General features: G+C 63.1%; 19 protein-coding genes. 4 read left to right on the forward strand and 15 right to left on the reverse strand.

All coding sequences use genetic code 11. The features are described from left to right. Window positions 1-40: 40 nt before the first annotated feature. Window positions 41-625, reverse strand: a complete 585-nt coding sequence (gene tmpB, locus ACFOJ9_RS19755) for a (R)-1-hydroxy-2-trimethylaminoethylphosphonate oxygenase (protein ID WP_378980534.1) — start codon at window positions 623-625, stop codon at window positions 41-43. Next, window positions 622-1,773, reverse strand: a complete 1,152-nt coding sequence (tmpA, locus tag ACFOJ9_RS19760; RefSeq protein WP_378980535.1) for a 2-trimethylaminoethylphosphonate dioxygenase — start codon at window positions 1,771-1,773, stop codon at window positions 622-624. The genes tmpB and tmpA overlap by 4 nt, the downstream gene beginning before the upstream one ends. A 122-nt stretch (window positions 1,774-1,895) precedes the next feature. On the opposite strand from tmpA, the gene ACFOJ9_RS19765 reads away from it, so the two are divergent. Next, window positions 1,896-2,771 carry a LysR family transcriptional regulator gene (locus ACFOJ9_RS19765; protein ID WP_378980536.1) on the forward strand — a complete coding sequence of 292 codons (876 nt, stop codon included), beginning with the start codon at window positions 1,896-1,898 and terminating at the stop codon, window positions 2,769-2,771. A 4-nt stretch (window positions 2,772-2,775) separates the two neighbouring features. On the opposite strand, the gene ACFOJ9_RS19770 is transcribed toward ACFOJ9_RS19765, so the two are convergent. The 3 genes from ACFOJ9_RS19770 to ACFOJ9_RS19780 are packed head-to-tail and all read right to left on the reverse strand — an operon-like array spanning window position 2,776 to window position 4,224. Next, window positions 2,776-3,303 carry a GNAT family N-acetyltransferase gene (locus ACFOJ9_RS19770; RefSeq protein WP_378980537.1) on the reverse strand — a complete coding sequence of 176 codons (528 nt, stop codon included), beginning with the start codon at window positions 3,301-3,303 and terminating at the stop codon, window positions 2,776-2,778. 44 nt (window positions 3,304-3,347) lie between these two features. Beyond that, window positions 3,348-3,656 carry a hypothetical protein gene (locus tag ACFOJ9_RS19775; protein ID WP_378980538.1) on the reverse strand — a complete coding sequence of 103 codons (309 nt, stop codon included), beginning with the start codon at window positions 3,654-3,656 and terminating at the stop codon, window positions 3,348-3,350. 4 nt (window positions 3,657-3,660) lie between these two features. Beyond that, the gene (locus ACFOJ9_RS19780) at window positions 3,661-4,224 is read right to left on the reverse strand and encodes a helix-turn-helix domain-containing protein (protein WP_378980539.1); all 564 of its coding nucleotides are present in this window, start codon (window positions 4,222-4,224) and stop codon (window positions 3,661-3,663) included. Window positions 4,225-4,379: 155 nt separating this feature from the next. Between ACFOJ9_RS19780 and ACFOJ9_RS19785 the strand changes: the two genes are divergently transcribed. Further along, complete coding sequence (locus ACFOJ9_RS19785; RefSeq protein WP_378980540.1) at window positions 4,380-6,212, forward strand: ATP-binding protein; 1,833 nt, start codon at window positions 4,380-4,382, stop codon at window positions 6,210-6,212. A 288-nt stretch (window positions 6,213-6,500) separates the two neighbouring features. Here ACFOJ9_RS19785 and ACFOJ9_RS19790 read toward each other — a convergent pair whose 3' ends face one another. Together ACFOJ9_RS19790 and miaA are read right to left on the reverse strand one after the other, a co-directional pair. Then, window positions 6,501-7,292, reverse strand: a complete 792-nt coding sequence (locus ACFOJ9_RS19790) for a GGDEF domain-containing protein (protein ID WP_378980541.1) — start codon at window positions 7,290-7,292, stop codon at window positions 6,501-6,503. 129 nt (window positions 7,293-7,421) lie between these two features. Beyond that, window positions 7,422-8,390 carry a tRNA (adenosine(37)-N6)-dimethylallyltransferase MiaA gene (miaA, locus tag ACFOJ9_RS19795; protein ID WP_378980542.1) on the reverse strand — a complete coding sequence of 323 codons (969 nt, stop codon included), beginning with the start codon at window positions 8,388-8,390 and terminating at the stop codon, window positions 7,422-7,424. Between miaA and serB the strand changes: the two genes are divergently transcribed. Beyond that, window positions 8,380-9,267 carry a phosphoserine phosphatase SerB gene (gene serB, locus ACFOJ9_RS19800; RefSeq protein ID WP_378980543.1) on the forward strand — a complete coding sequence of 296 codons (888 nt, stop codon included), beginning with the start codon at window positions 8,380-8,382 and terminating at the stop codon, window positions 9,265-9,267. The two genes, miaA and serB, sit on opposite strands and share 11 nt — an antisense overlap. Then, window positions 9,264-9,827, forward strand: coding sequence for a GNAT family N-acetyltransferase (locus tag ACFOJ9_RS19805; protein WP_378980544.1), 564 nt, complete (start codon window positions 9,264-9,266; stop codon window positions 9,825-9,827). The genes serB and ACFOJ9_RS19805 overlap by 4 nt, the downstream gene beginning before the upstream one ends. On the opposite strand, the gene ACFOJ9_RS19810 is transcribed toward ACFOJ9_RS19805, so the two are convergent. From ACFOJ9_RS19810 to ACFOJ9_RS19845, 8 genes are all read right to left on the reverse strand, one after another. Further along, window positions 9,828-10,088, reverse strand: coding sequence for a pilus assembly protein HicB (locus ACFOJ9_RS19810; RefSeq protein WP_378980545.1), 261 nt, complete (start codon window positions 10,086-10,088; stop codon window positions 9,828-9,830). Next, on the reverse strand, window positions 10,085-10,510 hold the full coding sequence (locus tag ACFOJ9_RS19815; RefSeq protein ID WP_378980546.1) for a putative toxin-antitoxin system toxin component, PIN family: 426 nt from the start codon (window positions 10,508-10,510) through the stop codon (window positions 10,085-10,087). The genes ACFOJ9_RS19810 and ACFOJ9_RS19815 overlap by 4 nt, the downstream gene beginning before the upstream one ends. Before the next feature lie 56 nt (window positions 10,511-10,566). Continuing rightward, a complete protein-coding gene (locus ACFOJ9_RS19820) occupies window positions 10,567-12,084 on the reverse strand; it encodes a DegQ family serine endoprotease (RefSeq protein WP_378980547.1) in 1,518 nt (505 codons plus the stop codon). Between the two features lie 190 nt (window positions 12,085-12,274). Further along, a complete protein-coding gene (locus ACFOJ9_RS19825) occupies window positions 12,275-12,463 on the reverse strand; it encodes a DUF2065 domain-containing protein (RefSeq protein ID WP_378980548.1) in 189 nt (62 codons plus the stop codon). Window positions 12,464-12,469: 6 nt separating this feature from the next. Continuing rightward, window positions 12,470-13,438 (reverse strand): protease modulator HflC, encoded by a 969-nt coding sequence (gene hflC, locus ACFOJ9_RS19830; RefSeq protein ID WP_378980549.1) that lies wholly within the window; start codon window positions 13,436-13,438, stop codon window positions 12,470-12,472. Continuing rightward, window positions 13,438-14,565, reverse strand: a complete 1,128-nt coding sequence (gene hflK, locus ACFOJ9_RS19835; RefSeq protein ID WP_378980550.1) for an FtsH protease activity modulator HflK — start codon at window positions 14,563-14,565, stop codon at window positions 13,438-13,440. Before hflK ends, hflC begins: the two co-directional genes overlap by 1 nt. Before the next feature lie 151 nt (window positions 14,566-14,716). Continuing rightward, entirely contained in the window at window positions 14,717-15,235 is a 519-nt protein-coding gene (locus tag ACFOJ9_RS19840; protein ID WP_378980551.1) for a dihydrofolate reductase, read from the reverse strand. Further along, entirely contained in the window at window positions 15,235-16,236 is a 1,002-nt protein-coding gene (locus ACFOJ9_RS19845; RefSeq protein ID WP_378980552.1) for a DUF4424 domain-containing protein, read from the reverse strand. Before ACFOJ9_RS19845 ends, ACFOJ9_RS19840 begins: the two co-directional genes overlap by 1 nt. Window positions 16,237-16,339 lie beyond the last annotated feature (103 nt).

Raw genomic sequence — 16,339 nt, forward strand, 5'->3', positions numbered from 1 at the left:
AAGCTGAAGCACATCTGTTGCTCTCCAGTAGGCGCCGCCGTCAGGCGCGATCGCGAAAATCGCGAACCACCCGCTGCAGCAGCGGCACGTAATCGCGAAACGTCCGTGTCTTCATGTTGGCGATCTTGCCGCTCTCATCCCAGATGCGGACCCGGACCGCTTCCTCGTGGAACGGGTTCTTGCGGAACTCGGCCACCTCATCGACGCTCATCGGCCCGCCCTGCAGCGACAGCGTATGCACCGAGGCCTGCGAAAGCTTGCCGAAATAGCTCGGGTCGGTGGCGCAGAGATAGCGCTTGGCCGCGACATGCAGCCTGACGCACTCGACGATGACGGGCGGAAAGAACGGCGCCAGCACCTCGCCACCGGCCTCATCATGATGCTTGTCCTCGACATCCTCCGGCGAATAGGTGCCGAACTCGCTGGTGTAGTGGCCGATGTCGTGCAGCAGCGCCGCCGCGACCAGTTCGTCGGGCGCGCCGTCCTGCTCGGCGAACCAGGCGCCCTGCAGCATGTGCTCCGACATGGTGACGGGTTCGCCGAGATAGGATTCCGCACCCCGGCGCTCAAAGATGTCGGCGATGAACTCGACGATGGTGTCCGCGTTCAGATCCTGGCCGCTCATTCCGCCGCCTCCTTGAACCCGTGCTCGATCGCCGCGAGCGTCGACAGCAGGCCGTCCTTGTCGGCATAGCAACCTTGCAGCCAGCGCTTGCCGGTCCCGGAAAACGCCTTGCGCGCATGCATGACGCGTGTGTTGTCGACGATGAAAGCCTGCCCCGCTTCGAGCTTGAAGGTCACTTCGAAGGACGGATCCTCGATCAGTTCGGCGAACCGTCGGTAGGCGGCGTAATACCTCTCCATGTCGGCGAACGGCACGTCGACCGTCGGCGCCAGCGAGCGGTTGTTGAAGCGAATGCAGATCAGCTCGCCATCAGGCCCGAGCTCGATCATCGGCCGCTTCGCCTGCAGCCGCACGCCGGAAGAGCCGGCATATTCGAAGCGCGCCGCGCATGAGCTCAACAGCCGGAAGCCTTCCGGGTTCTCAGCCTGCAGCGCAGCCGCGACAGCAAAGCCGTCGACGACGCTGGACTCGCCACCCTCCACCGTATTTTCGATGCAGGACAGGATTTGCAACGTCGGCACCGGGTCGCGATAGGGATTGTCGGTGTGCGCCTGGAGGCCGAGATTCGTGTAGGCGAGATTGTTCGGATTGACCTCGGCGCGCACTTCGAACCAGCGCCCGTAATTGGTCTCCCTGATATAGCCGAACAGATCGGACACCTTGCAAAGCGCCCCGGATTCGGTGGGCAGATCATCCATCACCGCAAAACCGTAGATTTTCACCGCCGACAGCCATTGCCGCAGGACGTCGCGGTCGCGGCTGGCGGCAGGGTAGCCGGCGCGCGGCACCGAATTCTGCATGGTGGCCTTGGTCCATCGCACCGTGTCCTCGCCTGTCCAGCCGGGCTGGCGCGCCTCGCCGCGATCATAGGTGTTGGCGCTCAGCCATGCCGCCGGGAAACTCACCGTTTTTTGCTCGGGCACGAAGCTGACTTCCAGGGCGTTGCCCTTGATCGACGCGGCGCCGATCCTGGTGTCGGCGGGAATGTCGAGGATGGTGATGAGCCGTTGGCCGTTGCCGGCGCTGCGCGTCTTGTCGTCGAGCGCGTTGTCGCGCAGCCACATGGCGTGGAAGCGGGTGCGCGTCCCATCCTGCCAGCCAAGTTCGATTGTTCTGCCTTCGTCGCCGATCAGCGCGTGGGTGAGCATGGAGATCCGTTCCTGTCCAATGCGTCCCCACGGCCCGATCCGCAGGGGTTTCAATTGCATGTTGACCTTGCGATAGGCATAACTCAAATTATCATTTTTTGGCCAATGACCGTAGTACACTAATGGCTCGAACCCCACCCTTGCCGCCGCTCGACTGGCTGCGCAGTTTCGAGGCCGCGGCGCGGCTGTCGAATTTCACCGCGGCGGCAGCCGAGCTTGGCCTGACCCAAGCAGCCGTCAGCCAGCACATCCGGTTTCTCGAGGAACGGCTGAAGGCGCGTTTGTTTTCGCGGCTGGCGCGCGGCGTCGCGCTGTCGCCGGAGGGCGCGGCCTACCTGCCCCACATCCAGTCGGCCTTCGCCACCATCGGCAGCAGCACCGCGGAACTGTTCGAGCCGCGCGCGGTCCAGACCGTGACCATTCGAGCGCCGATCTCCTTTGCCTTGCTGATGCTGGTTCCGGCGCTGCCTGATCTGGCAAAGGCACTGCCGCGCATCCAGCTCGACCTGGTGACGATCCATCGCCCTGCTGATTACGACCTGCCGGGCTCGGTGCTCGACATCCGTTTCGGCAACGGCTCCTTCCCTGGACGCGAAGCCGACAGGCTGACCGCCGAGCGACTCGTGCCGGTGGCGGCTCCGGGCTTGGCCGGCGATGCCGACTGGACATCCCTGCCGCTGCTTCTGGTCGCCGGCGCACGCGAGATGTGGGCGGAATGGTTCGCCGCGGCAGGATTGGCTGGCCACCCCAGGCGATCGCACCGCTTCGACAGTTTCGTTGCGGCGATGGAAGCGGCAAGGGCCGGTGCCGGCGTGCTTTTGGGCTCGCGGCCGCTGGTCGATGCGGCGCTCGACAGCAAGACGCTGGTCAGGCTTTCCGACTTCGAACTCTCCAGCACATCAGGCCATTTTCTGACCAAGGCGTCGGCCGCCCGCCTGACCGGCGCCGAGCAGGATTTCCGCCAATGGCTACTGTCGCGCCTGTCCGCGCCGGCATGACTGGTTACGAAATTGCCCCGATCCGCTTCCAATAGACGAGCGTGCCGGTTAGCCCGCCATGCGGCTTCAGGGCATAGTCCGGTATCTCACCGGCCAGCTTGAAGCCCAACCGCTCATAGAGGCCGGAAGCGCCCTCCTCGGTCGCTGTATCCAGAACCAGCAGCGTGCGCCCCTTCTCGACGGCGAGGCTCTCGGCAGCCCGCATCAAGCGCGTTCCCACACCCCTGCCCCGATAATCGACTGATGTCATCAGCTTGGCGATCTCGGCCCGGTGCGGCTGGTTGGGCGGGCAGTCGAGCAGCAAAGTCACGGTGCCGACCAGGACCTCGCCGTCCCAGGCGCCAAGCACCAACCTTTCCCCTCTTGCCGTCGCGGCTAGCGATTTCTCCCAGAATGCCCTTGCTGCCTGCGGCGCCAGCGGATGCATGAAGCTGACAGATCCGCCGGCCGCCACCGTTGCAACCAACAATTCGGCCAGCATGTCCTGCGTCTCAGCAGTCGGGTTCAGGGTTCCGATCTCGATCGAGTTCATGTGCAGGATGTCCCGTGATTGCGATAGATGCAGGCACATTGCCGTCAGTCCAGACGGCGTACGCGGCGTCGCTTTCGCGCCGCCTTGATGGCGCTGATGCGTTCGGTGTCTTCTTGCCTGAGGTGCCGGCCACGCTCCAGAATCTCGAGCGTGTATTCCTCATAGGTCAGGCCCAGCCGCTCGGCCTTGTCCATGCGCAGCAGCATGACCTCGCGGCTCGGCGCCTTCCAAGCCTTGGCATGGGCGGCCTGCCAGGCAAGGAAGATGTAGGGATCGCCCTTGCCCCATGGCGGCCCCTTGTACTCATCGAGAGGCGGCCCCCCATTATGGGAGCGCTTTGGTCTTCTCGCCATGATGTCAGCCCCTGACCAGCGCGACCAGATAGTCGGCGCCGGGCTCCAGGGCATGGAAGGTGCAGTCCGACGGCGCCCCAAGCGCCAGGCAGTCGCCGGGTTCCAGCCTGTGCACCGCCTCGCCTTCGACGAATTCGAGCCGCCCGGAAATCAGCCATATTTGCTGCTTGATGAGGGCGTAGGAGGCGGCCGGAAAACTGACTTTGGCACCTGCCGGCAGCTGCACCCTGATCAGCTCGAGCGGCATGTCGGAAGCCGGCGAAAGGTGCCGTCTGACATAGCCGGTATCGGGATCGCGCCACACCGGTTGATCGGCCTCGCGCAGTAGCCCGCCGCCCTGCAACTCCGCGCGCGCTATCAAGGTTGACAGCGTCATGCCGAAGGCCGACGCGATGCGCACCAGAAGAGCCGCCGTCGGACTGGTCTTGCCGCGCTCGATCGTGCTGAGCATCGCCTTCGAGACCCCGGAACGCTCCGCCAGCTCGGCCAGGGACCAGTCCCGCATGATCCTTTCGGCGTGTATCCTTCGGCCGATCGTCGAAGAAATATCGTTCGCTATATCATCCATACGTCTATTATAGCGAAATATCGACTATCGGAAAAGAGCCGCCTCGCGACAATTTTCACGAGGCCCTTAATCGTCTCTACACCATCCGACCTCATCGGGCCTTAACCCCATTCCTATAGGGTGGATGCTCCAGGGAAATGGGGATTGGCCTGTCCATGTATGTCGAACGCGAAGCCTCCGCTGGAGAACCGACATCGCAGGAGCGCCGCGACGCCGAGCAGAACGACAGGCGCATTCTGGGCAATGTCGTGCAATGCGACGGCGCGCGTGCCACCATCAGCGCCTATGCGGACGATGCCGACGGCGCGGTGACCGGCCTGTGGACGGTCGGCAAGATGATTTCCATCAATCTCGGATCCACGCGAACCGTCGGTCTGGTCTACGGGATCGGCAAGTCGGATCGCGCCTGGAGCAATGAGGGCCAGAACGCGATCGAGGTCAGCATCGAGTTGATCGGCGAAGTGCGTGACGGAGCAGAACCTGGCGCCAAACCGGTCTTCGACCGCGGCATCACCACCTATCCGCATATCGGCGCCGTTGCGCACCGCATCCGCACCCGTGACCTGCAGGCGGTCTATGATCTCGCCGGGCGTCATTCGATCACCATCGGTACGCTCGCGCAGGACGAGACGATCGCCGCCAACATCGCCATCGACGATACGCTGGCACGTCACTTCGCCATTGTCGGCACCACCGGTGTCGGCAAATCCACCGCCGTCTCGCTGCTGCTGCGCAAGTCGATCGCGGCACGGCCCGACCTGCGCATCCTGATCCTCGACCCGCACAACGAGTTCGCGGCGTCGCTGCCCGAATACTGCGTCAGGGTCGATTCCAAAACCTTGGATCTTCCGTTCTGGATGTTCACGCTGGAGGAATTCGCCGAGGTGCTGTTTCGAGGCCGCGAGACCGAGCCGGAAGAAATCGATGCCTTGCGCGACCTCATTCCGGCCGCCAAGAACCTTTACCGCAATCCGAATTCCGGCACCTATCTGCGGCGCGGCAGCGATGCGCTGACCGCCGATACGCCGGTGCCTTACCGCATCGCCGACCTCCTCAAGCAGATCGACGAGCGCATGGGCATGCTCGATAGCAAGACCGATCGCCCGACGCTCAGATCGTTGAAGACGCGCATCGAATCGGCGGCCGCCGACCCACGCTACCGCTTCATGTTCAACTCGCGCCTGATCGAGGACACCATCCACGAGACGATCGGCAACATCTTCCGCGTGCCGCATCATGGCCGCCCGGTAACCTGCTTCGAGATGGCCGGCATGCCGTCCGAAGTGGTCAATTCCGTCTGTTCGGTGCTGGCGCGCCTGGCCTTCGATCTCGCGCTGTGGAGCGAAGGCAAGCTGCAGCTGCTGTTTTTGTGTGAAGAAGCGCACCGCTATATGCCGGCCGATCCGCGTCTCGGCTTCGCGCCGACCAGGCATGCGCTGTCGCGCATTGCCAAGGAAGGCCGCAAGTATGGCTGCTATCTCGGCGTCGTCACCCAGCGCCCGGGCGAGCTTGACCCGACCATCCTGTCGCAATGCTCGACCTTCTTCGCCATGCGGCTCGCCAATGAGCAGGACCAAGCGATCATCCGCTCGGCGATTGCCGATTCTTCCGCCTCAACGCTTGCCTTCCTGTCCTCCATGGGCCAGCGCGAAGCCATCGCCTTCGGCGAAGGCGTGGCGACGACCATGCGGCTGAAGTTCGAAAAACTGCCGAGCCACCTGCTTCCCGGTACGGCCAAGCGCGAAGAGGCGGCCTCGTCGAAAACCGGCGACGATGTTGATCTGGTGGCGATCGTCGAGCGACTGCGCAACGTGCCGAAACCAACGCAGCAGGCGATGGCCTTCGCCGAAGTCGTCGATTCAGGCCGCCAGGCCGGCGACCCCGACTACCGCAAGCCGCCGGCCACTCGCGTTGAATCGGACAATGATTTCGATATGCGCTATGGCCTCAAGCCGGCGACCTTCGGCCTGCGCCCGCAAAACGATTGAGTTTGCGCTAAGTCCATCTGCCGAGAATCCCGAAAATCCGCGCCAAACTTCGGTTGGCTCTGCTTCGTTCGAAAAGCTTGGATAAATCCCGTCAGGAAATTCGTCAGGCTGAGTCGGTTGGTGTCGACTTCGAGAGCCGGAGCGGAGCGGACTTTTGGTCCGTGAGCACCGGCCTACGCCGGCCGTAGCCTTGATTGCCACCCCACCCATGAGTGCTTCTGCCGGCGAAGGCCGGAAGCGCAGAAGTTGGCATCAAACGGCCAGCGTCACGAATTTAGTGGCGGGATTTTAGGCGCAGACGCGGTTGCGGCCTTGCCTCTTCGCCTCGTAGAGCTGGCGGTCGGCGCGGCGATAAAACTCCTCCGCCGTTTCTGTCCGGTCCCAGACGGCAAGCCCGACGCTGGTGGTGATCTTGAGGCGGACATTGCCCGACAGCACCGACATGTTGGCGATCGCCCTGCGGATGCGCTCGGCAAACTTGCCCAGAAGGTCGGCGTCCATGTTGGGCGTGACCACGGCGAATTCCTCGCCGCCCAATCGCGCCACCACGTCGTGGTAGCGTGTCATATCCTTGAGACAGCTCGCGACGGCCTTGAGCACCTCGTCGCCAACGTCATGGCCGTGGGTGTCGTTGACCTGCTTGAAATGGTCGAGATCAAGGATCATCAGCCCGACGGGCTTTTCGATGCGCCTGAATTCCTCGAGATACTCCTTCAGCGCATCATCGAAATAGCGCCGGTTCTGCATGCCGGTCAGGCCGTCGGTCAGCGCCGCATGCTCGAATGTTTCCGAGCGCGCACTGAGCGAGACCGTCATGGCACGCAGCTTGCCCTCGTCCGTCGCCTGTTTGCGGATCAGCGGATAGATAAAGAAAATGCCGAAGAACAGCGCGGTGGCCAAAAGCACGCCGGTCGCGAACAGCAGTTTGTTGAGATAGATGACCTTGTCCAGGCCCGAAGCCGTATGCAGCTCGTTGGCGAAGGATTGCAGAAGCCCATAGGCATGCAGCGTCACCAGGCCGGCGGCCAGGATCACGAAGATAAAGACGAAAAATGCTGATTCCGCCTTGTGGAAACGCATCTGCTCCCCGTTGGAAAAGTGCCCACTGACCTTATGGCATGGGCGGGCTTACGGAGGGTTAACTTGGACAACCGCAACGAGAACCTTTCCTTGCAGATAAACTTTCCAGGTTGCAATGGAAACAAACAATCAGATCGTGGTTTCCAGATCATCACCGGGGCGCACTCTTTGCCATTCCGGCCCCAGCTGATGCCTGAACCAGGTCGTCTGCCGCTTGGAATATTGCCTGGTCGCGATCTTGGCGCGTTCGATCGCCTCGGGAAAGCCAATCTCTCCGGCCATCGCGGCCTGCAGTTCGCGAACGCCGATCGCTTTCATCGCCGGCAATTCGGGATCGAGGCCAAGCGCCGATAGCCGCTTGACCTCGTCCAGCGCGCCCTTGTCCAGCATCTGGTCGAAGCGCTTTTCGATGCGGCCGACCAGCGCCGCCCGGTCCGGCTCGATCACGAAGAAACGCGCGCTCTCCCTGTCGATGAGCGGCTGCCCGCGTTCTGCCTGCCATTCCCGGATCGAACGGCCCGACGCGTCGAGCACCTCCAGTGCCCGCACGATGCGCTGGCTGTCGGTTGGCTTGAGCATCATGGCGGCCGCTGAATCCTCGCGCAGCAGCAGGCTATGCAGCTTGACGGCGCCCTGCTCCTTCAGCTCGTAGCGCCAGCGGTCCCGGACCCGCTGCGGAATGTCGGGCATTTCCGAAATGCCCTCGGCCAGCGCGCGGAAGTAGAGCCCGGTACCGCCGACAAAAATTACTGGCCGTTCGGAGAGCGTGCCGTCAGGTCGCCCGGAGAGCGTGCCGCCGTCGATCAGCTTCATCACGTCGCGCAGCCAGGCGCCGGTGGAATAGGCTGTGGCCGGGTGGACATGGCCGTAGAGAAAATGCGGTGCGCGGGCGAGGTCGGCCGCCTCCGGCCGGGCGGTCAGCACGTCGAGCACCGAATAGCCTTGCATGGAATCGGTGTTGACGATCACGCCACCTTTGCGCCCGGCCAGATCGAGCGCCAGCGCCGACTTGCCGCTGGCGGTCGGCCCGGCTATCAGGATCGCGTTCTTCACGCGGCCCTCGCCCGCCTGTCCGCCGGAATGTTCCATGCCGCTCATCGCCACGCTTGTTTCCCGTCCCGCCGACCGCGCTTTGTCGCTGTCGCTTGCGAATATGGCGTCACGGTCGGTCGGCGCAAGCGCTGTTGTCTGGCTGGCTGAAGGGATTGCCTGCGATCTTGTCCTGCCTGAGGCAGCTGACGCGGCCGATACGAGCGCCGCCTTGCGCACGGCACTCGCCACCGAGGCGGTCGATGTGATCGTCCAGCAGGCGGAAACCCGCCGCAAGAAAATCCTGATCGCCGACATGGATTCGACCATGATCGACCAGGAATGCATCGACGAACTGGCCGACGAGATCGGCGTCAAGGATCGTGTTGCCACGATTACCGCGCGATCGATGAATGGCGAGATCGCCTTCGAACCGGCCTTGCGCGAGCGGGTGGCGTTGCTGAAGGGCCTTGACGCCGCCGTGGTCGATCGCATCGTCGCCAATCGCCTGACACTGGCCTCGGGCGGCCGCGCTCTGGTTCAGACCATGCGCGCCAACGGCGCCTGGACGGCACTCGTATCCGGCGGTTTCGAAGTCTTCACCACGCGCATCGCCGCCATGCTTGGCTTCCAGGAAAACCGCGCCAATCGCCTGCTCGAACAGGACGGCCGCTTCACCGGACTGGTCGGCGAACCGATCCTCGGCCGCGCCGCCAAGGCCGACGCACTCATCGAAATTTCGGGGCGCCTTGGCCTGACGCCTGCTGACGCCATCGCCGTCGGCGACGGCGCCAATGATCTCGACATGATCCGCCTGGCCGGCACCGGTGTCGCGCTCCATGCCAAGCCGACAGTGGCGGCACAGGCGAAGGTCCGCATCGACCATGGCGACCTGACCGCATTGCTCTATGTGCAGGGCTACAGGCAGGACGAGTTCGTGCAATGAAACCAATGCGTACCGAGCGCCTGATCCTGCGCAACTGGGAGGATCGCGACCGCGAACTGTTTCACCGGATCAACTCCGACGAACAAGTGATGGAATTCTTTCCGTTCCGCCGCGACCGCACCGCCGCGGACGCCAAGATGGACGAGTTGCGAGGCGCGATCGCCCGTGACGGCTATGGCTTTGCCGCCGCCGAGATCACCGCCACCGGTGAATGCATCGGCTTTGTCGGCATCACCGGAACCGACCATATGCCGTTCCTGCCGGCCGGCACCATCGAGATCGGCTGGCGACTGGCGCCTGAATTCTGGGGCAAGGGCTATGTCACCGAAGCCTCGCAAGCCTGGCTGGCCTACGGGTTCGAAACGCTGGGCCTTGGCGAGATCGTTTCCTTTGCCGTCGACAACAACCACCGCTCCACGGCCGTCATGGAACGCCTGGGCATGACCGCCGACCCATCCGCCGACTTCGACCATCCCGGCATTCCCGACAATCACCCCGCGCTCAAGCGACATGTTTTCTACCGGCTGACTGCCAAGAATTGGCGAAAGAAACGTCGCTGATCAATGTCGATCAGGCGGGAGTTCATCGCCAGGTTGCGGAGGTCCGGCAGCAACCCGCTCAAGCATCTTTGCGAAATCGCCGGCGGACGCATCGCCCGCCCGACGACGCAGGAAATCCGCCGCCGTTTCCATTGCTCCAACCTTCTGCGCCACAGCCGAAGCGATCCACTGATTGAGCGACACGCCATCGGCCTTTGCCAAACGCGCGGCAGCCTCCTTGACCGACAGCGGGAGCTTCAAGGGATAAGTCGCTTTGCTCATGTTCGAAGTCCTTCCAGGAACGCAGCCGGGCTAACGACTTGGACATCGAAACGGCCTGCCGCAGCCATAAAATCCCGGCGATTGTAAGTCACCAAGGCATCTGCCCGGCCGTTGATCGCGGCTTCAAGCACCATCTCATCTTTCGGATCGCTCAATTGCGGGCGCCAGAGAAAGTGTAGTTCGACCGGTTCTGCCAAGATAGCAAAACCGGCAAGCAAACGATCCAGATCCGCAATCGATAATCCGTGAACCGCCATTTGCTCGGGTCGAGCCAACACGGTTTCATATTCAAGAAACAGCGCTGTCGTCACCAATGGGCAAATGTGTCGATCTGCGATCTGTTGCAAGATGGCAAACGACGCACCATTCCTGCTTCGCAAACCCGCCATCAGAACGTTTGTGTCCAGTACGATCCGTTTCACAAGTCAAAATAGTACATCCCATGGGATGTTACAATATGCCTGTTGGCTGGCGGACTTCAGTCCATCCGGATCGTCACGAACCTGAGCTCGCCGGTCTTCGACGCCAACATCAAGAGCGCATTCTTGCGCCCCTGCTCCTTCAAGGCGCCGATCCGGTCCATCACGTCCTTGGGGGTGGCGACCGATTCCTGTGCGATCTCGGTGATCACCTCGCCGGGCTGGATGCCGCGTTCGGCCGCAGCCGAGTCCTTGGTGACGTCGGTGATGACGACACCGGAAACATCGGCCGCAATGCTGAACTTCTTGCGCGTCTCGTCGTTCAGTTCGCCGACCGTCATGCCAAGCACCGAAGCCGTTGAAACCGCCGGAGGCTTGTCACCCTTGTCCTGGTCGGTATTGCCGCCGTCCTCGCCGCTGGCGAGTTTTTCGCCGTCCTCGAGCCGGCCGAGCGTCACTTTCACGGTCTGCTCGACGCCCTTGCGCACGATCAGCACATCGACCGCCTTGCCGACCGGGCTTTCGGCGACGACGCGCGGCAGGTCGCGCATTTCATGGATGTCCTTGCCGTCGAACTTGATGATGACATCGCCGGCCTGGATGGTGCCATTGTCGACCGGTCCGCCCTTGATGACACCGGCGACCAGTGCGCCCTTGGCGGTCGCCATGCCTAGGCTCTCGGCGATGTCGTCGGTCACCGGCTGGATGCGCACGCCGAGCCAGCCGCGCCGCGTCTCGCCGAACTGGCGCAACTGGTCGACGACGCCCGAGGCGAGCTGCGAGGGAATGGAGAAGCCGATGCCGATCGAGCCGCCGGAAGGCGAAATGATCGCCGTGTTGATGCCGATGACCTCGCCCGTGCTGTTGAACAACGGTCCGCCGGAATTGCCGCGGTTGATCGCGGCATCGGTCTGGATGAAGTCGTCATAGGGACCGGAATTGATGTCGCGGTTGCGGGCCGAGACGATGCCGACCGTCACCGTGCCGCCGAGGCCGAACGGATTGCCGATCGCCATCACCCAGTCGCCGACGCGCATCTTGGTGGAATCGCCGAACTTCACCGCCGTCAGCTTGTGGCCTTTCGGGTCGACCTTGAGCACCGCGACATCGGTCTTGGTGTCGGTGCCGACCAGCGTCGCCTTCAACGTGATGCCGTCGGAGAAATTGACCTCGATGTCGTCGGCGTCGGCGATGACATGGTTGTTGGTGACGACGATGCCTTGCTCGGCATCGATGACGAAGCCGGAGCCCAGCGACTGCACCTTCTGCGCGCCGTTGTCCTTGTCGCCGCCGCGGTTCTTGAAGAAATCGTCGAAGAAATCCTGGAAAGGCGAACCCTCGGGCAATTGCGGCATTGGCACCGCGCCCGGACCTTCCGTGCCCTTCACCGTCTGCGAAGTCGAGATGTTGACCACCGCGCCGAGCAGGCCTTGCGCCAGGTCGGCGACCGAAGCCGGCCCATCGGCGGCAAATGACGGCGTCACGAAGGACGGGACAGCGACGGCGCTGACAAGAAGTGCTGCCGCGCCGGCGATGAACGTCCGCCGTGCCGCGCGCAAAATTGTATTGGATGTCATCGAGAAGCCTCCCGGTATTCCTGAAAAGAAAAGCGCTTCGACGAAAACGCCGCGTCGCGCCATGTTGGCAAAAAATACGGCACGTTTGCGGCTATGACTATCGGCAGAGGATAAATCATCCGTTATCCCGGATCGAAGCTCGTATCCCGGGGATCGAAGCTCGTGTCCCGAAAACCGAAGCTCGCCGCCGTCATGCGCTCCGCACCAGCCAGACGATGCCGACGCCGATGGCAATCGCCGCCAGCCCGGCAATCCGCAGCGCGTTCTCGGGCAGCGACAGCACTTCGGTGGCAAGCTTCCTGGCAAGGCCGGGAAAGCCGCCATAGACCAGACCTTCTATGACAAGGACGAGGCCCATGGCGGCGAGAAAATCCTGCACCGGCCGCTACTGGCCGGTGCTGGGCTGTGCCGCCGGCGCGGCGGGTGCCGTCGCCGGAGCGGTTGGAGCAGGCGAAACCGGGTTGGCCGGCGCGTCGCTGCCGTCGGGATTGCGGAAGAAGCGGAAGAACTCCGAGTTCGGCGACAGCACCATCGTCGTTCCGGTGTTGTCCAGCGCCGTGCCATAGGCATTCATCGACCGGTAGAAGTCGAAGAAGGCCGGATCGCGCTGATAGGCTCCCGCGAAGGTGGCACTGCGCTGGGCTTCGCCCTCGCCGCGCAGGATTTCCGACTCTTTCTGCGCTTCGGCGACGATCTCGACCACTTCGCGATCAGCGCGAGCCGTGATGCGCTGTGCCGCTTCATTGCCGCGCGCCCTCAGCCGCGCGGCCTCCGCCAGGCGTTCCGCCTTCATGCGGTCGAAGGTCTGCTGCGAGACCTCGGCGGTGAGATCGGTGCGGCGAATGCGGACATCCTCGATCTGCAGGCCGAGCGAGGTGGCGTCGGGCCTGAGTTGATCGCGGACTTCGCGCATCATCACGCCGCGCTCTTCGGAGAGCGCGGCCTCGAAATCGCGCAGTCCGTAGACGCGGCGCAAGGCAGCGTCGAGACGCGTCCTGAGCCGGGCTTCGGCCAGTTCGATCTGACCGGACACGGCGGAGCGGAAGACCCGCGGATCCGAGATGCGATAGGCGATGAAGGCGTCGACCTCATAGAACTTGCCGCCCGACACCTGGACGCGGATGTTGTCGAGATCGAAGCGCAGCACCCGGTTCTCGATCAGCTGCACCGTATCGGCGTCGAAGAACGAGAACGGCGCCTTGAAGTAGATGCCGGGCTCGCTCTTGACGTCGACGATCTCGCCGAACCTGAGCACCAGCGCCTGCTGGCGCGCATTGACCACGAAGACCGACGAATAGAGCAGGAACAGGATGACCGCTGCTGCGACGACGATGATGGGAAGACGGTTGGCCATCACTGGTTACCTCCCGTAACGCCAGCAGGGGCGGCCGGTGCCGGCACTTTCGGCTGCAATGCCGGCAGCGGCAGATAGGGGACGACCCCCTGCCCGTTGCCCTGCTCGACGATGACCTTGCTAGAATCCTTCAGAACCTTCTCCATGGTTTCCAGGTAGAGGCGCTTGCGTGTCACGTCGGGCGCCTTGGCATATTCGTCATAGACCGAGATGAAGCGCTGCGCCTCACCTTCGGCTTCCTGCACGACCCGGTTCTTGTAGGCGGCCGCGTCTTCGCGAACCTGTGCGGCCTCGCCGCGTGCCTGGCCGAGCTTCTGGTTGGAGTACTGGTTGGCCTGCTCGACGAACTTGTCTTCGTCCTGCTCGGCGCGCTGCACCTCGTCGAACGCATCGGCCACTTCGCGTGGCGGTGCCGCATCCTCGATCGAGACGGCGTTGACGTTGAGACCGGCCTTGTAGCCGTCCAGCGTCGTCTGGATGATTTCACGCACCGAGGCGGCGATGCCCTGGCGATCGTCGCGGAAGATGTCCTGCGCCGGCCGGCGGCCGACGGCTTCACGCATGGCGCTTTCGGCAACCTGCCGCAGCATGCCGTCGGGATCGGACACGTCGAACAGATACGCGCTCGGGTCGGAGACCTGATAGGCCACCGAGAACTGGACGTTGACGATGTTCTGGTCGCCGGTAAGCATCAGCCCGGACGTGTTGCCACTTGTCGCGCCGCCGCCGCCGATGTCGACCAGTTGCTCGGAAATCTTGGCCGTCTCGACCGTTTCGAGTGGCCACCAATGGAAATGCAGGCCGGGCTGCGACAGCTCGGCCTTCGGCTTGCCGAAGCGCAGTTCGACCGCGACCTCGTCGGGCTGCACGGTATAAACCGCCTTGAACGCCCACAGCACCACAAGTGCCGCCGCGATCAGCGCGAAAATAGCCGGGCTCATGCCTCCACCACCCGGCAGAGCGCGCCGCAGCCGGTCCTGGCCGCGGCGGATGATGTCTTCGAGATCGGGAGGCGAGCCCTGTGGGCCGCTCGGTCCCTTTGGTCCCTGCCCCCAGGGTCCCTGATTGTTGCCGCCGCCGCCGCCCCATGGGCCGCCGCCACCGCCGCTCTTGTCGTTCCAGGGCATGAATGTCCTTTCGCTTGGAATTCCCTCAAGCGCCGGTATTACGGCGCAAAATCCAGTATTTCTTCTTCTATAGGGACGCCACGAGGCGCTTTCAACGAGATGCGTTGCCGACTTCGTCCGATTTGGTCCGGTCGCGACCCTTTGTCTTCCTTCAATGCACGTCGCGGCGGCGCTCGTAAACCGAATAGCGCGTCGCGTGGCTATCCTTTTCCCCGGGTGGAACCTCCTGCGAGCTGACGACGCGCCACAAATCCGGATCGATCGGCGGGAAATGCGCATCGCCGTCGACCGCTGCCAGCACATGAGTGACGTGCAGCCGGTCGGCCAGCAGCAGCGCCTGGGCATAGATTTCGCCGCCGCCGATGACACAGACCTCGTCCACGCCGACCATGCAGCGCCCGCGCACCGTTGCCAGCTGGATCGCGGCTTCGAGCGAATGCGCGACCTCGACACCCTCGGCGCGCCAGGCCCTGTCGCGGGTGACGACGATGTTCAGCCTGCCCGGCAGCGGCCGGCCGATGCCCTCATAGGTCTTGCGGCCCATGATGATGGGCTTGCCCATCGTATCGGCCTTGAATCGCTTGAGATCGGTGGACAGCCGCCAAGGCAGCCCGCCGTCTCGCCCGATCACGCCGTTCTCGGCGATGGCAACGTAGATTGCGACGTGCATTAGTTGTCGTCCGATGGATCGAGGATCAGGATATCGATGTCGCGCTCGGGATAGAAATCGTTCGCCGTCATCTCGAATGTCGTCGGCCCGATTTTTTTGACATCGTCGCCGCAGAACGAGACCAGGGCTTTCGGATTGCCCTTGTCGACCGTCAGCTTGAACTTGCCGATTGTGCCTGCCGCCCAGTTGCCGCCGGTGGTCAGGATATAGGCGATGCGGCTCTCGAAATATTTTGGATAGCCGTCGGGGTCGTCCTTGGCCGCCTTGCGCACCGCGTTCTCGAATGTGTCGTCCATGCAGTAGCGTGTCTTGTAGGTGGCGTACTGCCCCTGGAACTTGCCGTTGTAGAAAAAGCTGACCGAAGACGTGCCGCCGACGCTCGGCTTGTAGCGATGGGAAACGCGGACGTCCTTGTTGGCCGGAAAGGTCGAACGCCACCAATAGGTCGAACGCAATTGCCAGAATGGCGTGTAGACCTTGTTCGCCTCCGTACCGTCGCTGCCGGTGTCCTCGATGATGATACCGCGGTTGACCCAGTCGTCGGTAACGGCCTGCGGCAGCTTCGCCAGCGCCGCTTTCGCCGCATCGCCGAAAGGATAGAACGGCACATTTTGCGCCTTCAGCTCGGCGCTGATGTCGATGCCGAGCGCCAACACCTTCTGCTCGAGTTGCGGCTTTGCCGGTGCGCCATCGATCGTCACCTCAAAGCCGAGGAAATTGTCGCTCTGATTTTCAGGGATCGCCGGGATCTCTTCGGGATTGCCCGATATATCGGGCATCGGGAAGGCGACGATGGCGTCGACATCCTTGTCGGTGTTGTTGTGGAAGACGTAGTCGACCGTCACCTTTTCCGGCGAGATGAAGAGATCCTCGCTTTGCATCGCCACGGCGTCGCTACGCGACAGGATCAGGCCGCCGGTGCCAAGTTCGGCAACCGAATCATTGGCACGGACAGGCGCGGCCGACAGGGCCAGCACGGCGGTCAGAACATATCGCAACATGGAAGCCTCCTCGGCTGGAATGCCACGTGACCCTAGCCGTTTCAATATGACGTTTCAAAGCCCTTCCGCATCCGCGGGCGCATCAAAGGGGTCTGGACTACGG

The organism is Mesorhizobium cantuariense (genome assembly GCF_042647205.1).
GTDB lineage: Bacteria > Pseudomonadota > Alphaproteobacteria > Rhizobiales > Rhizobiaceae > Mesorhizobium > Mesorhizobium cantuariense.